Below are 20,265 nucleotides of genomic sequence, written 5' to 3' on the forward strand. Positions count from 1 at the left end.
TTAAATAAAACACGTTTACACGCTGTCAGCAAAGTTAATAATTGTATTCAACATCATATCAGATTCTTACAAATTATTCTTCAGGTTTTAATGTTGCCAATTCTACTACCCCCGTTCTTTATAAACAATCGCAATAGGTTTATCTGCAATATTGTGGTATTGATTTACCAAGACAGAAGTCTTTACATCATAGATATACAAATGCCCTTTCAGAGCTTCTGTTTCATCTTTTTCATACAAACCAACATATAGCAAAGTCCCAGCCGTGTTCATCGACAAACTGGTAATCTCCATTCCCTCAGGTATCGAAATAACAGGTGTTGTCGACAACCGATTCTTCAAATCCCAATAATATATACCATCCTCGCACGTGTAATACAGACAACTACATGATTTACTCCCAGTAAGCAATGAATTCCGGTTAACTTTCAGTGAAACCGGACTATCATAGAATTGAAGAATGGTCGGGTTTCCTAAGCTGAAAGTTGTCTGGGACAAATAGATATAGGAAGGCATCGCTTTATAGGTAGCTATGACATACACGCTACTCCCAACAGGACAAATACCCCAAATATTAAAATCGACATACCTGTTTAAAGAGCTATTTACCCCTCCGAGCGAGGGTGAATAAAACACGGACGTTTCATAATTAACAAACACGGGTCTATCCACCGAAACAGCCGCATCAACATCCAGATTTTTAAAATATTCTGTCAGCACTAATTCATCTAAACTGTAATCATACACGTATCCCCGTCTGTCACGTGAGACGAGATATATGTTGTTATTAGCAGAAACCCCGGCAAACTTCACGAAAGCACATCCCGGATATAGTTCCTTAAACGAGGTCATTCCTTCAACATCGAAAGTCCGGGAATCCATATTATAAATCCTTCCCTCCTCACCGGAACAAACCAATAAACGATTATTTACCTGCACCATGTCGGTCACATCTTCCATTTTCGTTTGCGGATTTATCAGCTCCATTATATCCGCCCGGAACATAGGTACTTTCCCGATATTAATTTCCTCCTTTGTTAGTGTTCTCATAAAAGAAATTCGTCCTTTTCCATCCCCATCCCGACTTAACACCGTGATCCCCTCCGAAAACTCGGTATCTATCTGTAAAACAAAATATTTATACCGGATCGTTTCCCCGTTATCAACCCTCAATCGTAACCCGAAAGTTCCCAATTCCCGAAAAGCATATCTCAATTCCGGATCGTGCGACACGATATGTAACGAATCTTTAATCGGATAGGAGGCCATTCCATTTTCATCCGTATTCAACGTTCCGTAACTCCATTCATAAGCGAGAGGTAGCTCTTCCCCGGATTGTTCCACGCTCAAATCACTTACCACAAATTCCTCACCGAAATAAGCTGTCAGCGTGTCATGAGGTGCGGAAATCGTGATTTCCGATAACTCCCGCTCTCCCAACGAAGACTGATCATCCAGACAAGCTCCCAACCCGAATAAGGTAAAACACAAGATCCCGATACTGTATTTCGTTTTCATCTCCAATAACTTTTATTTGCTTAACGAATAAACCGATCCGGATCAACCATAGCAAACCCTTCGTACGTGTTTTCCGGATCACTATAATACTCGTAAGCAGGTTTCAACACGTATTTTATCCAAATCATATTTCCCGGCATTTGAAAGAAGGCTATCGGGGCATTTTCCAGAAACTTCCCGTACTCCTTCTCTTTTTCGGCATAAAACACGGGTTTTAACTCTTCCAAGGCCCAAAAATTTTCCAGGATCTTCAAATATAATCTATCATTATTATTGTTATATTCTCCTAGGTAATAACTAGCCCACCAAGTTGGCTGCGCTAGTTTCCCATCCATAATGGAAAGGCAATAATGATCCCCTTCCATCGGTCTGAAATAGTCGTTCTCCCGAAACTTCAAATAAAGAAGAACAGGATGATTCATCAGGTCCTCCGTCCTTTTCAACTTCAAGGACAACACGCCTTCCACTTCATTTTTAGGAATGATCAAAGTACCAAACTCATAATGTTTACCGAATTCCGCCGTGGTTGAATCCTCCACGACTTCCAACTCAAAATATTGATCCTCATCAACAGACATTCCCATACTCTTCACCGGAATACGATACTCCACCTCTTTCTCTTCATAAATTGCGAAACTGAAAAATACCGTATCGGGAGCCACGTTAGAAACATATTTACTAAGATCCCAATTAAAATAGATACTTCTCTTCTGGTCCGGATTGTAATAGATAGCCTTGTTCGAACAAGCCCCAAACAGAAGGAATATTCCTGTATATATCAAATACTTTGTCATCATACGTTTTTTAATTTTATAATTTAACGAGGATCAAGTTCGTCCGTGGGTAGAGGCAAGGTGTAAATTCTATCACTCCCTTTTAAAGTTGCATCTAATGCATGAACATAGACATCCCGATTCAACCTTTTTAAACAAAACCACCATTGCCCTTCTCCAAATAACTCTTTTCTCCGTTCATTCATAATATCATCCAAAGTAATATCTTTATCCGTATCTCGATCCGCAAATTTCACCATACCTCTAGCTGACACCACGGCATCCAAATAATCTCTTGCATGTTCTTTATCTCCTTCCTCCAATAAGGCCTCTGCCATAATATAATACATTTCCGGAATACGAATCATACTAAAACCGAAATATGCACCTCCGGAATATTCAGAGGCATCATTTGATTCATCCATAATTTTAGATAAAATGTCTTTAGATTTACCAGAATATTCTTTAATTACAAACCAAGCATAGTAACGTTTATCATAACTACCTTCATTCTCTCCCACTGTCTTATAAATATCTTTCCAACCCGTAGGAAGACTCATTTTATTTAATAACAACTGTCTATCATACAAATACGAACTAATATTCGTCGTATATAATCCCCAAATCGTCTCGGACAAAGAAATTCGTCTCTTCATAAATGTCGGTAAATCCTCTTGATTCACAAATTGGAACTTTTCCGATTGAATCACCTTATCCGCATACTTTTTTGCGTTTTTCAAATCCCCCTTCATCCAATACACTCTGGCTAACATTGCTTGCGCTGCATACAAATTAAAATGTAATTCTCTGGCTCCCGTAAACCCCTTTTCTCCACTTTTACGTATCTTCGGCATCAAGGTCTCATCTTCAACCAAACAAGTTTCAGCTTCTTTCAGATCTGCAATGATTTTCTCATACACTTCTTCCACTGATGAAAAAGGAGTTACTTTAAAAGTATATTTCGTTACATAAGGAATAGCCTTTGCTTTTGCATTTTCATCCGTTGAATTTATGTGAACAGCAAACAATCGTAGTAAATCAAAATGAATAGTAGCTCGTAATCCCAAAGCCTCTCCACGGTATAAATCATAATACTTAAAGTCTTTCACACTCTTTTGATCCAGATTTTCGATTATATTATTCAAATAACTAATAACAAGATAACTTCCCGGCCACATCTTTTTAGTCATATTGCGAGCATATGAGTTTTCATTATCTAAACGCGAAACATAAACCAAATACCCATCATCTGTAACAAAATTTTGCCCCAACAACTCCGGTATCAACACAGACATATCCCCACCATACATATCCTCCTTCACCATCGACATATACACCCCATACAACGCATCCTCCACACCTTCCGCCGTACTGAACATATCATCGTTCACTACCTCCGATTCGGGATTTATATCCAAGAAATTTCCACATCCCAAGAAAAATAAAGAGATACACGCCAATAATATTCTTTTCATCATCATCTTCTACTTTTAGTAATTATCAAAATGTCGGTCTAAACGTGATATGGAAACTCCGTTGAAAAGGATATTCCGTACCTCGTTCCTGTTTCACGGAAGAAAACCGGGCAATATCGGCAACGCCTATGCCTAGATTCAGTCTCTTAATCCCGATCTTGCGCAAATAACCGGGTTTAAACTCGTAATTCAACATGATACTCGTTATCGCAAACGTGTTATCCCGTTCCACGAAACGCTCGGAATACCGATTTTCATCGCTCACGTTCTCCGGAATCCCCAAGAAACGCACCAAGTCTCCCGGTTTCTTCCACCGTTCGGTAAAAGCCCGACGATCCACATTCCCGTAGGGATCAATATACTCCACTTTATTCGCCAAAGTCGTGTTGTAAATATCACCGCCAAACTTGTACGCCGCGGTGACATTCAACGTGAATCCCCGGTACGACAAGCTCGTGAAAAGACTCCCCTCCAGCATGGGATTCGTGTTCCCAACCTCCACTCGCTCGTTCTTATCATAAGTAAACGTGTAATTCCCGTTCTTCTTGATATACACCTCTTGCCCGGAAGCCGGATCAATTCCTGCGGAACGCATGGCATATATACCGAACTGAGATCCCCCTTCCACGAACATCGGCTGAGGTTTCACGCCATAATAAGCCGCCATGTTCTCCGCCTTCAACGCGTCCGAGATACTCGTCAGCTTATCAAACACGTGCGATCCGTTTACCATCACCATCCAAAGCAGGTTATTTCGCTTGACCACTTGTGCAGAAACAGAAAACTCGTAGCCCGAATTCTGTAACTTACCCATATTCACCAACACCGAAGAAACACCGACAGAAGACGGCAAGGTCAAAGGCATCAGGGCATCCCTCGTTTTGTTCACGTAGTAACTGGCCTCCACGTTCACCCGTTCTTTCCAGAAAGTAGCCGTCAATCCCCAATTATACTTTCGGGTAACCTGCCATTTCATATCGGGATTCCCCATCGTGATCGGAACCGCACCCATCCCGCCGTAATGAATCAAGTCGGAATCATAAAGATAAGTGGTCAAAGCCTGATAAGGCGTGAATGTCACGTTAGCCGTTGAACCCACGCTAAACCGAAGACGTAAAACATTCAACCAATCGAAATTCATGAATCCTTCCTTATGCAGATTCCAACCGATTCCCGCCGACCATACCGGGGCAAAACGATGTTTACTGCCAAACTTCGATGAACCTGCTGTCTTGTAGGAGGCATTGACAAAATATCGTCCCAGCAAATCAAGACTACCGTTCACGAAGAACCCCACCTCTGCCGATTCCTTCTCGCCACCCACGGGACGCGTAGTCGCATACTGCGAGGCAAATTTAATATCCGTCATCTTGTCCTTCATAAAACCTTCCGCCTTCACCTGCATCGAAGAAGACTTGTCCTTCCTGATGTCCGTACCCGCACTCAAGGAAAGGACCGTAGTCCCGGCATCATTCAGCGGTAAACGATAATTAAGTACCAATTTCCCCGCCCAATTCGTCGTCTCGGTTGAATATGCCGTGTAAGTCCCTTTCTTGTTTTGAGGAATCTCCTGCAAGGTGAAACTCGCATCCTCCGGGGAAACATACACCTTATTCCACGTGTCACCCTGTCGCACACTCACGTTTCCCGTGATAAACAAGGTCTCGTTCATATCCCAGCGTAACGACAAATAATTCGTGACCGCTTTATTCTGACTCTTCGAAAAGCTCGCCAGCGTGGCATTATACAGTGGATTGACTTGCCGTTCCATTGTCCGGTTTACCGGATCGAAATAATAATTCCGTATATACTCCCCGTCCTCGTCATATACCGGGTTGTACGGGTTCAACTTCGTGTACTGCGCAAAACTCCCGTAAGGACTATTCTTTCCCTCGGTCATGGTATAAGCCAACTGGTAAGTGGCCACCACATCCCGGGCAAACCGGTACGACAAAGAAACATTTACCCCGTAATTCCGGCGATAATCACCTTTCATCACCCCGTATGTATTCGACAACCGTCCCGTTACCTTGTACTCGATTCCGCCACCCCGCCCGGTCATCGTGGCAGAGTGACTATGCGTGAAAGCATTCCGCAAAGGTTTCGTCGTCCAATCCGTGTTGACACCCCGGCGGATATTCTCCAGCTTGTAATCATAAGCCGGGTCAAGACTACCATCTACCCGGTCATACAATCCCGCCAAACGCTCCAGTTCCAACTTTTCCTCCGCATCACACAAGCGAAGAGAGGTCAGGTCAGGAAAACTGAACATTGGCGTGAAATTATAACTGAATCTCGGCTTATCCGACTTTCCCCGCACCCGTTCCACCAGAATCACACCGTTTGCAGCTTTCTCCCCGTAAAGTACCGCCGCGGATGCATCCTTCAACACCAGTACCTGTTCTATATCGTAAATATCCAGATCATACAAATCCTCCACGGAAATCTCCACCCCGTCCAGCATAATCAAGGGAGCGTTCACCCCTTCCTGTCCCTTTGTCATGATTGAACTCGCCCCGCGAATCAGAATCTCAGGCACGACATTCGGGTCAGCCCCCGCCTCGTTATTCTCTACAATCCTCAATCCCGGTGTCAAGATTGACAACGCTTGTAACAAGTTCGTCGGGGACACCCGTAATAAATCCTCTCCTTTGATCCGGGTAATCTCCCCGGTAAAAGCATTCTTCGCCTGCGTGTAATACCCGGTCACGATCACATCATCCAACTCCTTCATATCCTTCACCATCGTCACCCGGATATGCCGGGCACCGGTAACCTTGACTTCCTGATTCTTCATCCCGACAAACCGGAAAAGTAACACCATCTCCTTTTGTTCTGGAATTTCCAATCGGAACTTCCCGTCCGTACCCGTGGCGCATCCCAAAGAAGTCCCTTTCAGGACAACCGTCACGCCCGGAAGTGGTTCGCCATCTGCATCCTTCACCTCTCCCGTGATCACGATCAAGGAAGAACGTGATTCACCCGCCACGGGGATTTCCGGAAAACATACACAGCAGAACAACAGAATCCATTTCACAACACCACATAAGTTGCCGTCAAACTTCAATACCAAGTCTACTCTCATTTAATTTGATCTTTTAATACCATACGTGCAAGATATGTTTCCATCACTTTATTGTCTAAACATATCCATTCGCACCTAACATCATTCATCGCACCACGCGGTATAAACCCGTAAAATACATCATCACACCATTATTGCTACCTGACGCGAACCCTCAACTTTATCATTCACGTTCAATCGCATAATTTACATTCTATCCCTGTTTTCTACAACTATTTCAAAACAAGGGGAGCAAAAGTAATAAAATAAATAAAAAATTTCAATCAAGCAAGTATCGATTTTGGCGAGTTGCAAGATTAGGGAAAAAAGAGATACCAAGTTTCAATTTCACAAACAAAAACGACACGAAGATTCTCTTTTTGTCCCGAAGATAAGACAAATATACGAATTATAAATCAATGATATAGAATATTACAAGCAAACTATTCCTTAAAAGAAAAGCCGGAGACACCACTGGTACGGTCCCATATTTTTGCGAAGTTGTTTTAACGCCTCTCCCTTTTTATTTTTAATCGTCTGTTCGGAAAGATTCAACTCTTCCGAAATCTCCTTGGTAGAATACCCTTCCAGACTCATCGCCATGATTTCTTTATAATCACCCGCCAATCGGGCAATTTCAGCCCAGATAATCCGTTTCACCTCATGTTCTATGATTTCCCCCTCAATATCGAGACTGGATGCCTGTTGCAACAGAACCTTATTCTTTATGTCCAGATGCCGCAACTCGTTCAGACAAGCATTTCTCACGCAAGCATACAAAAAACTGATAATCATCTGGAACGAGGTAAACTGTTTCCTTTTCTCCCACGTCTTGATAAAACTCTCATGCACGATGTCCACGCAAACATTCTCTTCCCGCAAGAAACGTCCCGCGTAAACTCCCAATGTTGCAAAATATTGATCATACAACAATTCCAAGGCTTTCTCATCCCCTTTCACAAAACGCTCATATACAACTTCCCGTTCCATAAAATCTATCATCATGCACTTTATACGAATAAACATTCGGTTTCCCGCTAACAAAGTATCATCTTCCCGGACAACACTATTTCAAAAATACATAAAATACTTCTTATTCACAACAAAATAGAGACCTAAATGATTTACATTCACTCATATGACGAGATATTATTTATGTCATAAATCGTGCAAAGGCTCTGTTAGCCTTTACACGATTTTTCATGAATCATTTCACACAAACATTTACGCTATACACGTTCTTTATAAATCACACGAAGCGGCCTATCCGCAATATTATCATATGTTTCAAGCAATTCCCCGCTATCTGCATCATAAATATACAAACATCCTTTCAATTCCTTCGTACTAGCTGATTCGTACAACCCGACATAAAGTAATTTTTGATCCGGATCGACAGCAATGGTCGTTATTTCCATACCTGTCGGGACCGTGATAGAAGGAGTTGTCGGCAACTGCCGCCCGGGGTCCCAACGATATATTTCATTATTATACGTGTAATAGATACAATTATACACCTTTGTCCCCACAGTCATCGAATTACGATCCATACCAATGGGCCGCGAACTTTGATAATCCACCGTATTCGCCGCGGTAGGTTTGGCAAACGAGGCTGATGTTCGAGGTATATAAATATGCAACGGATCATTCTTATCCGTGGAGAATACATACAGATAAGTGTTGATAAAACAAGTATTAACGATGTCATAATTCGTGAAAATAGTCCCACTATTCACTGCACCCGAGGACGTACTAGGAGCATACATAGTTGAAGTTCCATAATTGATAAACACCGGTTTACTATGAGATACCCCAGCATCCACTTCCAAACCGTCAAAAGCATCCAGTACCAACAATTCATCCACGTCCGTCTCGTAAACATAAGCTCTCTTATTTTCCGAAAGTACGTGCATATTACTATATGCCGATATAGCGACGAATTGCTGAATATTGGCCCCCGGAAACTTACCAGCAAAAGAGGTCGCAGTTTCGATATCAAAAGAACGGGAATCCATATTGTAAATTCTACCGTTACTTCCCGAACTAACCATCAAGCGCCCTCCCTGCTGAATCATGTCTGTCACATTCTCCAACTCCATTCCGGGATTAGCTATTTCCATTATATCCGTACGGAAAGTCGGTACCTTTCCCCCACTGATCTCCTCTTTAGTCAACGTCTTCATAAAAGAAAGCCTTCCTTTCCCGGCATCATCCCGGCTCAAAATAGTAATTCCCTCGGAAAATTCTGTATCTATCTGAAGAATAAAGAACTTGAATATTGTCGTTTCACCGTTATCCACCTTCAAACGCAAGGCAAACGTACCCAATTCCCGAAAAGCATATTTAAGCTCCGGATCTGTCGATACCACGTGAAGCGTGTCTTTAATCGGGTAAGGTTTCACGGCTCCCCCAGAAATATCCAGATCCCCGTACGCCCACTCGTAAGTTAAAGGCAATTCCTCCCCGGACTGCTCTATTTTCAAGTGATTCACCACAAGCTCCTCCCCGAAAGAGGTCGTAAGCGTGTCATGAGCAGCGGTAATTGTCAGTAACGACACCTCTTTCCTCCCGGAAGTCGTATCATCATCATAGCAGGAATACATCCCCACCATGAGGCAAAACAGCATGATTATATATAACTTCATTTTCATAACTTACCATTTAATTTTAAATTCTCTTTTAGCGGATAAACCGATCCGGATTCACCATATCAAACCCTTCATACGTGTTCGCTGGGTCAGTATAGAAATCGTAAGCAGGCTTAAACACGTAATTTATCCAAATAATATTACCCTTCACCTGATAGAATCCCGCCTTGGCATACTCCAAGTATAACCCGTATTCTTCCACTTTCTCTTTATAAAAGATAGGTTTCAACTCTTCCAGTTGCCAAAAATATTCTAGAATCTTCCGGTAAAGGCGATCATTGTTCCGGGCATACACCCCCAAGAAATTGGGAGCCCACCATTGCGGTTCGGGCAAAGCACCATCCACGACCGACAAACGATAGTAATTATTAGCAATCGGTTTGAAATAATCATTCTCCTTAAACTTGAGATAGAGTATGACCGGATGATCCATAATATCCTCCGTACGATCCAAAATAATAGACAGATACCCTTCAACCTCATTTTTCGGGATCACCAGTTTCCCGAATTTAAAATGCTTGTCATACTTAGCCGTTGAAGAATCCGCAACAACTTCCACCTCGTAAGTCAATTCCTCGCCAAGCGGCATTCCGGCCACCTTGATCGGAACTCGATACTCGTACTCGGTTTCGTTGTACAAGGCGAAACTAAAAAACACGGTGTCACTCGCTGTTTTCGTGACAGAATTATAACGATCCCAAGTGAAATAAATGGATCTTTTCTGATTCACGTCATAGTACACGGCATCATTGCTACACGCCCATATTCCCATGCAGAGGAATATTCCGATATATAGTAGATATTTATTTCTCATAACGTTCTTATTTTAATTATTCAGGACGATAATCTTCCTCTTCCACGGGCAACGGCAGAACATATATCTTATCACTGCCGGGAATGGTGGCCCCGGTCGCCCCACTCAATTTCACGGGACTGTTCAATCTCTTCAGACAGAACCACCATTGTCCCTCCCCGATAAATTCCTTTCGGCGTTCCGCCATAATATCACTCAGCGTAATATCGACAAGAGGAGTCCGATCCGCGAATTTCTCCATCCCTCGGGCATCAACCACCGCATCCAGATATTCCATCGCTCCTTCCGCATTTCCGGTTGCAAGCAGAGCCTCTGACATAATATAATACATTTCCGGAATTCGAATCATACTTGTTCCCAGATAAGGCCCCCCGTTATAACTCGTCGTGAGAGAAGTCGTATCGGATACATTTCCCATCACTTTCACCAATATATCCACCGGAGTTCCGCTCCTGTTGTATGTCCCAAACCAATTATCCAAACGGTAATCCTTCTTTCCGGTAGGCCCTTCATAAGCATAGATACTTTTAAAATCCGTGGTCAGATCACCCAATCCCTGCCTCCGCACGTGCTGGGTCAGCCAGTCAGAATAGACTTCCGCGTTGTACAGCCCCCATATTGTCTCCTCCATCGACACCGTTTTCTGCATGAATGTATTCAAGGACGTCTTGCTAGCAAAACGGAACTTATTGGACCGAATCACCTTGTCCGCATAAATCCGGGCACTATCCAGATCTCCCTTCATCCAGTAAACCCGTGCCAGAGTAGCCTGCGCCCCGTATAAATTGAAATGTAACACACGCGCCCCGGTAAATCCCTTTTCATTTCCCACCCGTTCGGCAGGCATCAGCACCTCATCCTCAGACAAATACGCCTCCGCTCTTTTAAGCTCGGCTATCACTTTCGAGTAAATCCCCTCCACCGAAGAATAAGGTGTCACCTTAAAATCATACTCCGTCACGTAGGGAATAGCTCTCGCTTTTGCCGCTTCATCGGTAGAAGTCACGTGTACGGCAAAAAAGCGCAGTAAATCAAAATGAATAACCGCCCTTAATCCCAAGGCCTCCCCCATGTATAAATTGTAATGCCGGAAATCCTTCTCGCTCTTACTTTCCAGATTATTTATAATATTATTCAAATAACTAATCGCCAGATAACTGGTCTTCCAGATATTCTTATACATATTTCTCGTTTCACTCCGCTCGTACTCGAAACGCCCCAAATAAGGCAAGTACTGATAAGTCGAAGTGAAATTCTGTGCCAGAATCTCCGGTATCGTCGTGGACATCAGCCGTCCATACATATCCTTTGTTACCATCGTCATGTACACGCCATAGAGGGCATCCTCAACACCGCTTGCCGAATTGAACATATCATCATTCACCACTTCCGAATCCGGATTCACATCCAAAAAACTATCGCACCGGAGAAAGAAGAATGGTATACACAGTAGAATTATTATCTTTTTCATACTCGTTTCAATTTACTGTTTACTAAAAAGTCGGTCTGAAAGTAATGTTAAAACTCCTCTCGAAAGGATAGGAAGTTCCCCGTTCCAACTTCATGGAAGAAAAACGGGCTATATCATTCATCCCAAACCCGACATTCAACCGTTTAACCCCGAATCTCTTCAACCATTCCGGTTTAAATTCATAGTTAATCGATATATTCCTGATCTCGAACAGATTATCCCGTTCAACGAAACGTTCTGAATACCGCTTGTTATCGCTTTTACTTTCCGGGATACCCAGAAAACGTTTCAAATCACCCGGTTCTTTCCACCGATCGGTAAATGCCCGGCGATCCACGTTTTCCCACGGATTTATGTTCTCAACCTTGTCGGCCAGCGTGTTATTGTAAGCATCGCCCCCGAATTTATAACCGGTAGTAATATTCAGCGTGAAACCCTTGTACGATAAACTGGAAAAAATACTCCCCTCCAAAATCGGATTCGAATTTCCAACCTCTACCCGTTCATCCTTGTCGTAATCAAACGTGTACTCTCCTTTGCTATTAATAAAAATCTCTTTTCCCGATGCCGGATCAATTCCGGCCGTACGCATGGCATGAATACCAAACTGCGAACCGCCTTCTTGGAACATCAACGAAGGACGAGCCCCCAAAGACTGGGCAACCTCGATTGACTTTAAGGCGGTTGACACGTTTGTCAACTTATCCATCGTGTGAGAGCCATTCACCGTGACCATCCAGAAGAGTCCTTTTTGCTTGATCACGTGCGCCGAGATCGCAAACTCGCATCCGGAGTTTTCCAATTTTCCCATATTCACCTGCACGGAGGAAACTCCCACGGACCAAGGTAAAGAAATCGGCATCAAAGCATCTTTCGTTTTATTCTTGTAATAACTGGCATCAATATTTATCCGTTCATTAAACAACGTGGCACTCAACCCCCAGTTATATTTCATCGTGATCTGCCAGTTCAGATCCGGGTTTCCCATCGTGATCGGTACCGCCCCGATTCCCGCGTAATGAATCAGATCTGTCGTGTAATTATAAGTCGTCATTGCCTGATAGGGTGAGAACGTCACGTTAGCCGTTGATCCCACGCTAAAACGCAACCGTAGCATATTCAACCAACTCACGTTACCCATAAAACTCTCTTTGTCAACGTTCCATCCGATACCTGCCGACCACACCGGGGCAAAGCGATGATCACTCCCGAAACGGGATGATCCGGCCGATTTATAGGAACCGTTCAGGAAATAACGTCCCAGCAACTCGAAACTACCGGTCCCGTAAAAACCGACTTCTCTAGTTTTCTTATCTCCACCACTCGGACGGGTAGAGGCATATTGAGAAGCAAATTTAATATCTGTCATACCATCTTTCAAAAATCCTTCCGCCTTCGTCGTGATAGAAGAAGAATTCCCCATTTTAAAATCTGTACCCACGTTCACGGTCAACACCGTGTTACCTGCCTCATTCAGAGGTAAACGATAATTTAACGCAATCTTTCCCGCCCAGTTCGTACTCTCGTTATGCGTGAAAGAATAAGTTCCTTTCTGGTTTAAAAACTTACCTTCAAACGAAGAATCATCCGGCGACACGTACACCTTCGTGTAAGAATCACTCATATTCACGTTAATATCGCCCGTGATGAAAAATGCCTTTTTAATATCCCACCGCATACTCAAGTAATTCGAAAACGACTTGTTCCGTCCCTTGTTAAAACTGGACAACGTTGCATCGTACAACGGATTTCCTTGATTCCGGGAATCATTGGCATTTGAAAGGTAAGGATCAAAATAATAGAGTTTTATATACTCCCCGTATTCATCATACACCGGATTATACGGGTTCAGTCTCGTGTATTTCCCGAAATCCCCGTAAGGACTTGCTTTGCTATCGGTCATCGTGAAAGCGAAACGGTAATTAAAAGTCAATTTATCCGTTAAGTGATACGCGAAAGAAAAATTCGCCCCGTAGTTCCGACGGTTATCCCCTTTCATCACGCCATAGGCATCCCTGAAACTCCCGCTTGCCCTGTACTCGATCCCGTTTCCCCTACCGGTCAACGTCACCGAATGATTGTGCGAGAAAGCCCAGCGTAAAGGCTTGGATGGCCAATCCGTGTAAACACCCCGGCGGATATTATCCAACTTGTAGTAATACGCCGGATCAAGGCTCCCATTCACTTCATCGTACAACCCGGCCAAACGTTCCAGTTCCAACTTCTGTTCTGCATTACACAAACGCAAGGATGTCAAATCCGGATAGCTGAAATTTGGCGTGAAATTATAACTCAAGCGAGGCTTGGATTCCGTCACTTTCGTTCTCTCCACCAAGATAACGCCACTGGCAGCTTTATCCCCGTACAACACCGCCGCAGAAGCATCCTTCAACACGGTCACCTGCCCAATATCGTAAATATCCAAGTCATACAACTCCTGTATCGAAATCTCAACCCCATCCAGCATAATCAAAGGCGTATTCACGTCCGCCTGATTCTCGGTCATGATGGAATTCGCCCCCCGGATTAGAATCTCGGGAATCGCATTCGGATTGGACCCCTGCTCGTTATTTTCCACAATCCGTAAACCCGGCACCAATGAGGCCAGCGCCTGAATCAGATTCGTCGGGGACACTTTCAGCAAATCCTCCCCTTTCACCGTGGTCAATTCCCCCGTGTAGGCATTTTTAGCCTGCGTGTAATAACCGGTAACCACGACATCTTCCAACTCACGAGTGTCTTCCTTCAAAACAACATGCAACTCCTCGGATTTCGTCACCGTGATGGTCTGGCTTGCCATTCCGATAAAATTAAATATTAGTACCATCTCCTTTTGTGCGGGAATTTCCAACTTAAACTTACCCGTCGCATCCGTGGCCACTCCTAAAGAAGTTCCTTTCAGCAGAACCGTGGCTCCCGGTAGCGGGTTACCGTCAGCATCCTTAACATCTCCGGTGATACTCACCTTGTCAACCGTTTTCGTTTCCTGGCGCTTTTTAATAATCACAACATCATTCACAAGCGTGTACGTGTAAGGTGTATTCTGCAAACAGTAATCCAGAATCTCCCTTACCGTCACATTCTTAAATTCTTTAGTAATAAGAGGGATTCCCTGAATCTCCTCGTGGTTATAAACGAAATCAAGTGATGTCTCCTTTTTCAAGGTATTCAAAACCTGCAACATCGTGGCTTTCTCGAATTTCAAATTCAGAGGTGTTTTCTCATCGAATTTAGGTGACGTTCCGCCACCAAAACCCGAAAAGCTGAATAAAATCAAGCAACCAAGCAACATGCATACTTTCGTAGCCCATTGGCTATAGCTCGCCTGTTTCATAGACAAGTTCTTTCCCATTTTCAGTTTGTTTAGGTTTGTAAAAAACACATAGAAGACCATTTCGAGATCTTTTCAGCACTTAAAACCCCAAAAGGTTTTAAGTGCTTGTAACATTTATTTTTTATTCAGAGCATTCAACGCTTCGTCCAAAGCATAAAGCATCGTCTGGTAATGTGCTTTCGTATCGGAATCTGCCGAAGCCAATCTACTGTTCAACAAATTCTTCACACGTAAAGCATAAGCGTAGAAATACGTTTTTGAATCATCGATCGTACGGGTATTCACCCGGTACTGCCAATCATAACCATGTCCGAAAGAGGTTAGTTGCTTGGCCACAAGTCCCTTCCCATGAACTTGTTCCAATTCCCGCAACTCATTCTGGTATTGTCCCACCAATCCGGTCGGGTCCAAACCGTAAGCTACAATCTCATCCACGGACGGCATAAACGTATTCTCCATTCCCAGCCCTTCGTCCGGATCGGCTAGCACCTTCACCAACTTACTCTTCTTGGTAATCACGTCAGCAGCCTGATCCACTACCAAACGTTGTAATATCTTCTCCCCCGAAGTCGGCTTACGCCCCTTTATAGCATTCTCCCACACGTGGTTGTACAAATCATCAAAGTAAGCCTTCAACGTGTAGGGATCTTGAGACACGTGAGCAGACAACACCACGTTCTTATACGTTCCTAACAACTCCGTTGCCGTGTAGTAACACACGATCGGTGGCAAGGCAACCCGTAGTCCGAACTGATCAGTCAATCCCGTGTTATGTAACCAATCACTATTTTTCAATTGCTTGATCACCCACACAAAAGAGTTACGTTGCAATTCTTTCGGCACGGATTGAAATGTCTTTCCGGCAGTACCCGGTTTCACCTCCGTCAGATAAATACCCCCCACGTTATGCATGACATTTTTCAAATAACGGTAATACTGATTTCCCAGCTCGTTATACAGATTCTCACGATGCGAGCCATCCGTATCATCCACAAACCAATCATTCATGTTGGCCACGATATATTTCAGATTCTTGATCCCGTAATCCCCGGCCTTAATAGCATCGTCCCCTAAATCCTCTTCCAGCGCACTCGGATCGTAACGGGCAATCACCTGTTGCTTTCCATAACGATATATGGGATCTCCTGCATGTTCGTCAATCCAACTCTCCAACATAGCTTGCTCCTCTTTAGCCGAAAGACCGTACAGGGGCGTGTACAACCACTTAATCACATACTCGTCATAAATACCCAAATTAGGCGGGGTCAACTTCACCCCCTTATCTTCGGGTTGCGCCACGTAATTAAACCGGGCATAATCCATGATGGAAGGTGTCGTCCCGTACTTTTGAGTAAACTTTGCAGAACGTAACGAATCAACCGGATAGGCTGCCGATGCCGACATATTGTGCATCAACCCAAGGGTATGCCCCACCTCGTGAGCCACGATATATTCAATGGATTCTTCCAGAATATTATCCGGCATTTTCTTGGTACGCACGGACGGGTCAACTTGAGAAGTTTGTAGAAAACGCCATTGATTGGCCAACTTCACGACATCATTAAAAATAATGACAGACGCGTTAATGATCTCACCTGTTCTCGGATCAGTCCACGAGGGCCCCATAGCATTCGTGATCGCAGCCGGAACATAACGAATACAAGAGTATTTCAGATTATCCGGATCAAAAGTCGGATCATCCTTCGGGAAATCCCGCACCTGGATCACGTTCTTCAACCCGATCTTCTCGAAAGCAACATTCCAACGCAAAGCAGCCTTCCGCACGGGTTCCTTCCACATGGCAGGAAAAGCATCATCCACATAAAACACGATCGGTTTCACGGGTTCCACCAGTTCACCTCGTTTATAGGCCTCCACATCTTTCGGTTCCACCCGCCAGCGATTGGCCAGCGTGTAAATCTGAATCCGGTCCTCGTCGGCAGAAATATGTTGTTTCGTATTCGTAACAAACACCCCGATCCGGGTATCACTCACCCGTGGATGCATCTTCTCTTCCGGCAACAACAGCAAAGTACGGGTTGCTTTCACCGTCAAAGGCTCGTTTTTCTTCACAATAAACATCCCCATCATCTTGGCCGACACGGAATAGGAAAGATACGACTTTACCGTCACGTTATCATCAAAGGCCTTAATTCCATCCAAAATAGAACCCGCACTATTAAACACGGCTGTAATCTCAACCATTCCACCTCCACTGGAAATCGGTGCCAATCGCTCCGAATTACCCGTAAACAAAGAGGTCATATCAAGCAAAAAAGCAGAACTATCGTTCGTGTAGCAATAGATTTTATACGAACCGATAATCGGGTCCATAAAACTCCTTGCCATCACTTTCTTCATATGCCCCTCTTGAGGGTTACAAGTCGCAGACACATTCACTTCCCGCATAAAAATCGTGCTGTCCGTCTTCGTGAATTTTATATGCATTGGATCTTTCGGTTTATAACCGATAGCACATAGGTTATTATCACTCGCCTCCGAAATCGTCGAGGCTAGTAACATTTCCCGCCCCAGATATTTCACTGGAAACTCGAAATAAACCTTCCCATCCAGCTTATGCAAGGTCACGAATTCCCCCCGGGCTGTCTCACACGATTTATTCTTTACCAACTTATCATATTTACTTTGCCGTTTGGTCGGTTCTTTTTTCGTTTCCGTTGCCACTGTCTTTTTCTTTCTCGCAGAAGCGAATGAAGTCTGAGTGCATGGCAATACTAATAGTATTACCATACCTAGGGTAATCCATCTTTTCATGTATGAAATTTTAAATAAAAATTATAATAACACCTGTTTTCTATTCCTGATGCGTGTATACCACGATCTGTTTATTATTCATCTTAAAGGTTACATTTGCAGCTTGTTCCATAATTTGCAGGATAGCATCTATACTCTCGTACCTGGGCATAAACCCGGAAAATTTATAATCCTTGATCTCCTCATCATCAAACACGAACTCCACGTCATACCAGCGGGAAATCTTTTTTAACAAATCCTCCAGACGTTCCTCGCTGAAACTGAACTGGTCTCTCGTCCAGGAGATATAGGACTCCACGTTCACTTCCCGGGTCGTCACTTTCGAATCGGCCACGGTAGCCATCAGTCCGGGAGTCAACGCAACAACCGTATTCCCGCACTCAATATTCACCCGTCCCTCGACTAACGTCGTCATCGAAACTTCATCGTTCCGGTAAGCAGAAATATTAAACGTAGTACCTAACACACGCACGGCATACTTCTCACAATGCACGATAAAGGGTTTCGTAGCATCCTTTGCCACTTGGAAAAATCCTTCTCCTTCCAGATACACCTCCCGGGTATCACCCGAAAAAGATTGCGGGAACTTTAACCTGGAATCGGAATTCAGCATTACCTTCGTACCATCCGACAACTGCAAGGAATAAGCCCCGCCACGAGGTATTTTCAGCGTATTATATACCAAAGAATCCGCCGTCCGGGGAGTATGATAGATTAAGGTTTCACCATTATTACTCACGAAAGGTAATTGCTCGTCAAGCGTGTCCGCCACCCCCGGGGCAATCAGCAAAGTATCCCCTCCCGGCAGAATCAGCGAGGCACGCTTCCCAAAAGAAAAATGGTTGCCCGACTCCACCCGGGCCACGGGCAGTACTTCCTCACCGCCCGTCGAAAACATCAGATAAGAAGATACACTCAATAACACGATGGCAGCCGCGGCAACACCACGATACAAGCGTCGAATGGAATGTCTCTTCCGAATGTCTTTCATGACAGACGGCCACGACCGACGAGCATTAAAATGCTCGTATAAAGGATATTCCGTGTGTTCCTTGTATTCATTTTCCAATCGTTCATACAACTCCTCGTTGGCCTTGGAACGTGATTTCCAAGCCGCGAAGAAAGTTTCCTCTTCGGGAGACAAACCTCCTTGAAGTCTTTTCACGATCAACTGGATAATATACTCTGTTTCCTTTTTCATTTCGTGCTATTTTACCTTATAACACTTCACAAAGAAAAAGGTACCGACAAATTTGAATCTTTTTTATTCTATTTCTTTTATTCGCTCCACTTGCCTGTTTAGAAAATAATCAGCATAAAGAGAATAATCTTCGGTTTCATAAAAAGCTATCAACCCTTTCCTGTAATTCAATATATCAGCATCTTTCGAGGAATAGACTGGGATAATATCGGCATTCATCAAGGCAATGCTTTCCACCATTCGGGCGGTACGTTTATTTCCATCAATGAAAGGCTGTAATTTAGCTATGTTACAATGAAGATAAACAGCCCGTTCCAATGGATTTGTGAATTGTTCCTGTTGATAAAGTATTTCATTCAACTTAGCCCGAATATCGTGCAAGTCCTTTGGAGGGATATATCCCGTACCGCTGATACGGACAGCTCTTGTTCTCAAATAGCCGGATTCTTCATTGGAAACCAACCCCGTGGATATAGCCTGATGTACTCGGAATAAAGTGCGTTCATCAATTATTTCCTGATTCCTCCCTTTATTAATATACTCCACTTCTGATATGAAAGTATTATATAGGTTTTTCAGCATCTTGGCGTCTTCATACTTCTTTTCGGAAGTAATGCCATCTTTGAGCAATGCCTCTGTTTCCACGTAAGTATAGGTATTCCCTTCAATCTTACCTGAATAGTAACACCACACCACGGCTAAATCTTTTATTTCATTAGAACGCAAATCCGATAGTTTCGCTAAAGGATGATTCAAAATGAATCGCGCAGTTCCTTGCTGTTCCTTATTAAATATCTGTTCCATAATCATAAAACATTGTCGCCTAGGGTTAGATTTTATAGTTCCCTATATAACAGGAATATTGTGTTTATCCCCCAAAAACATGAATTCCATCGGTTATATTTTTTCTATATTTACAACCGCAAAAGTAATAAATAATATTTAGTTCTAACGATATAAACAAAAATCCTAATTAGACTACCGATCAACGTCAAATTAGGATACTTCTTATAAAATACCTTCCTCATACTCAACAACGACTCGCACCTATGTCTCACTAATACCTCCATCATTTTTCAAGAAAAAAGTAACGAAAAATTGACTGCCCGTATCGGCAACTTATCGAAGACTTATCGGTAACTTATCGAATACTTACCAGTGAAACACCGACGGGACAAGGGAAAGAGTGTAA

The 20,265-nt window shown here is 43.5% G+C and carries 12 protein-coding genes; all 12 read right to left on the reverse strand.

Annotated features, from left to right (window positions below; genetic code table 11):
• Positions 1–105 precede the first annotated feature (105 nt).
• The gene (locus I2I33_RS02810) at positions 106–1,518 is read right to left on the reverse strand and encodes a hypothetical protein (protein WP_087420082.1); all 1,413 of its coding nucleotides are present in this window, start codon (positions 1,516–1,518) and stop codon (positions 106–108) included.
• 20 nt (positions 1,519–1,538) lie between these two features.
• Positions 1,539–2,315, reverse strand: coding sequence for a DUF4843 domain-containing protein (locus I2I33_RS02815; RefSeq protein WP_087420081.1), 777 nt, complete (start codon positions 2,313–2,315; stop codon positions 1,539–1,541).
• 20 nt (positions 2,316–2,335) lie between these two features.
• Entirely contained in the window at positions 2,336–3,769 is a 1,434-nt protein-coding gene (locus I2I33_RS02820; protein ID WP_087420080.1) for a RagB/SusD family nutrient uptake outer membrane protein, read from the reverse strand.
• 22 nt (positions 3,770–3,791) lie between these two features.
• A complete protein-coding gene (locus I2I33_RS02825; RefSeq protein WP_087420079.1) occupies positions 3,792–6,851 on the reverse strand; it encodes a SusC/RagA family TonB-linked outer membrane protein in 3,060 nt (1,019 codons plus the stop codon).
• A 429-nt stretch (positions 6,852–7,280) separates the two neighbouring features.
• Positions 7,281–7,835: a sigma-70 family RNA polymerase sigma factor gene (locus I2I33_RS02830; RefSeq protein ID WP_158571824.1), complete on the reverse strand. Its 555-nt coding sequence runs from the start codon at positions 7,833–7,835 to the stop codon at positions 7,281–7,283.
• A gap of 224 nt (positions 7,836–8,059) precedes the next feature.
• A complete protein-coding gene (locus tag I2I33_RS02835; RefSeq protein WP_087420077.1) occupies positions 8,060–9,481 on the reverse strand; it encodes a hypothetical protein in 1,422 nt (473 codons plus the stop codon).
• Between the two features lie 28 nt (positions 9,482–9,509).
• The gene (locus tag I2I33_RS02840) at positions 9,510–10,292 is read right to left on the reverse strand and encodes a DUF4843 domain-containing protein (RefSeq protein ID WP_087420076.1); all 783 of its coding nucleotides are present in this window, start codon (positions 10,290–10,292) and stop codon (positions 9,510–9,512) included.
• Positions 10,293–10,308: 16 nt separating this feature from the next.
• Positions 10,309–11,763, reverse strand: coding sequence for a RagB/SusD family nutrient uptake outer membrane protein (locus I2I33_RS02845; protein ID WP_087420075.1), 1,455 nt, complete (start codon positions 11,761–11,763; stop codon positions 10,309–10,311).
• A 22-nt stretch (positions 11,764–11,785) separates the two neighbouring features.
• Positions 11,786–15,115, reverse strand: coding sequence for a SusC/RagA family TonB-linked outer membrane protein (locus tag I2I33_RS02850; RefSeq protein WP_087420624.1), 3,330 nt, complete (start codon positions 15,113–15,115; stop codon positions 11,786–11,788).
• Positions 15,116–15,211: 96 nt separating this feature from the next.
• Positions 15,212–17,872, reverse strand: coding sequence for a zinc-dependent metalloprotease (locus I2I33_RS02855; protein WP_229128170.1), 2,661 nt, complete (start codon positions 17,870–17,872; stop codon positions 15,212–15,214).
• Between the two features lie 40 nt (positions 17,873–17,912).
• Positions 17,913–19,073 carry a FecR family protein gene (locus tag I2I33_RS02860; protein WP_087420073.1) on the reverse strand — a complete coding sequence of 387 codons (1,161 nt, stop codon included), beginning with the start codon at positions 19,071–19,073 and terminating at the stop codon, positions 17,913–17,915.
• Positions 19,074–19,136: 63 nt separating this feature from the next.
• Complete coding sequence (locus tag I2I33_RS02865; RefSeq protein WP_087420623.1) at positions 19,137–19,877, reverse strand: Fic family protein; 741 nt, start codon at positions 19,875–19,877, stop codon at positions 19,137–19,139.
• Positions 19,878–20,265: the final 388 nt, after the last annotated feature.

This window comes from Butyricimonas sp. BSD2780061689_150309_C8 (assembly GCF_015560935.1).
GTDB lineage: Bacteria > Bacteroidota > Bacteroidia > Bacteroidales > Marinifilaceae > Butyricimonas > Butyricimonas paravirosa.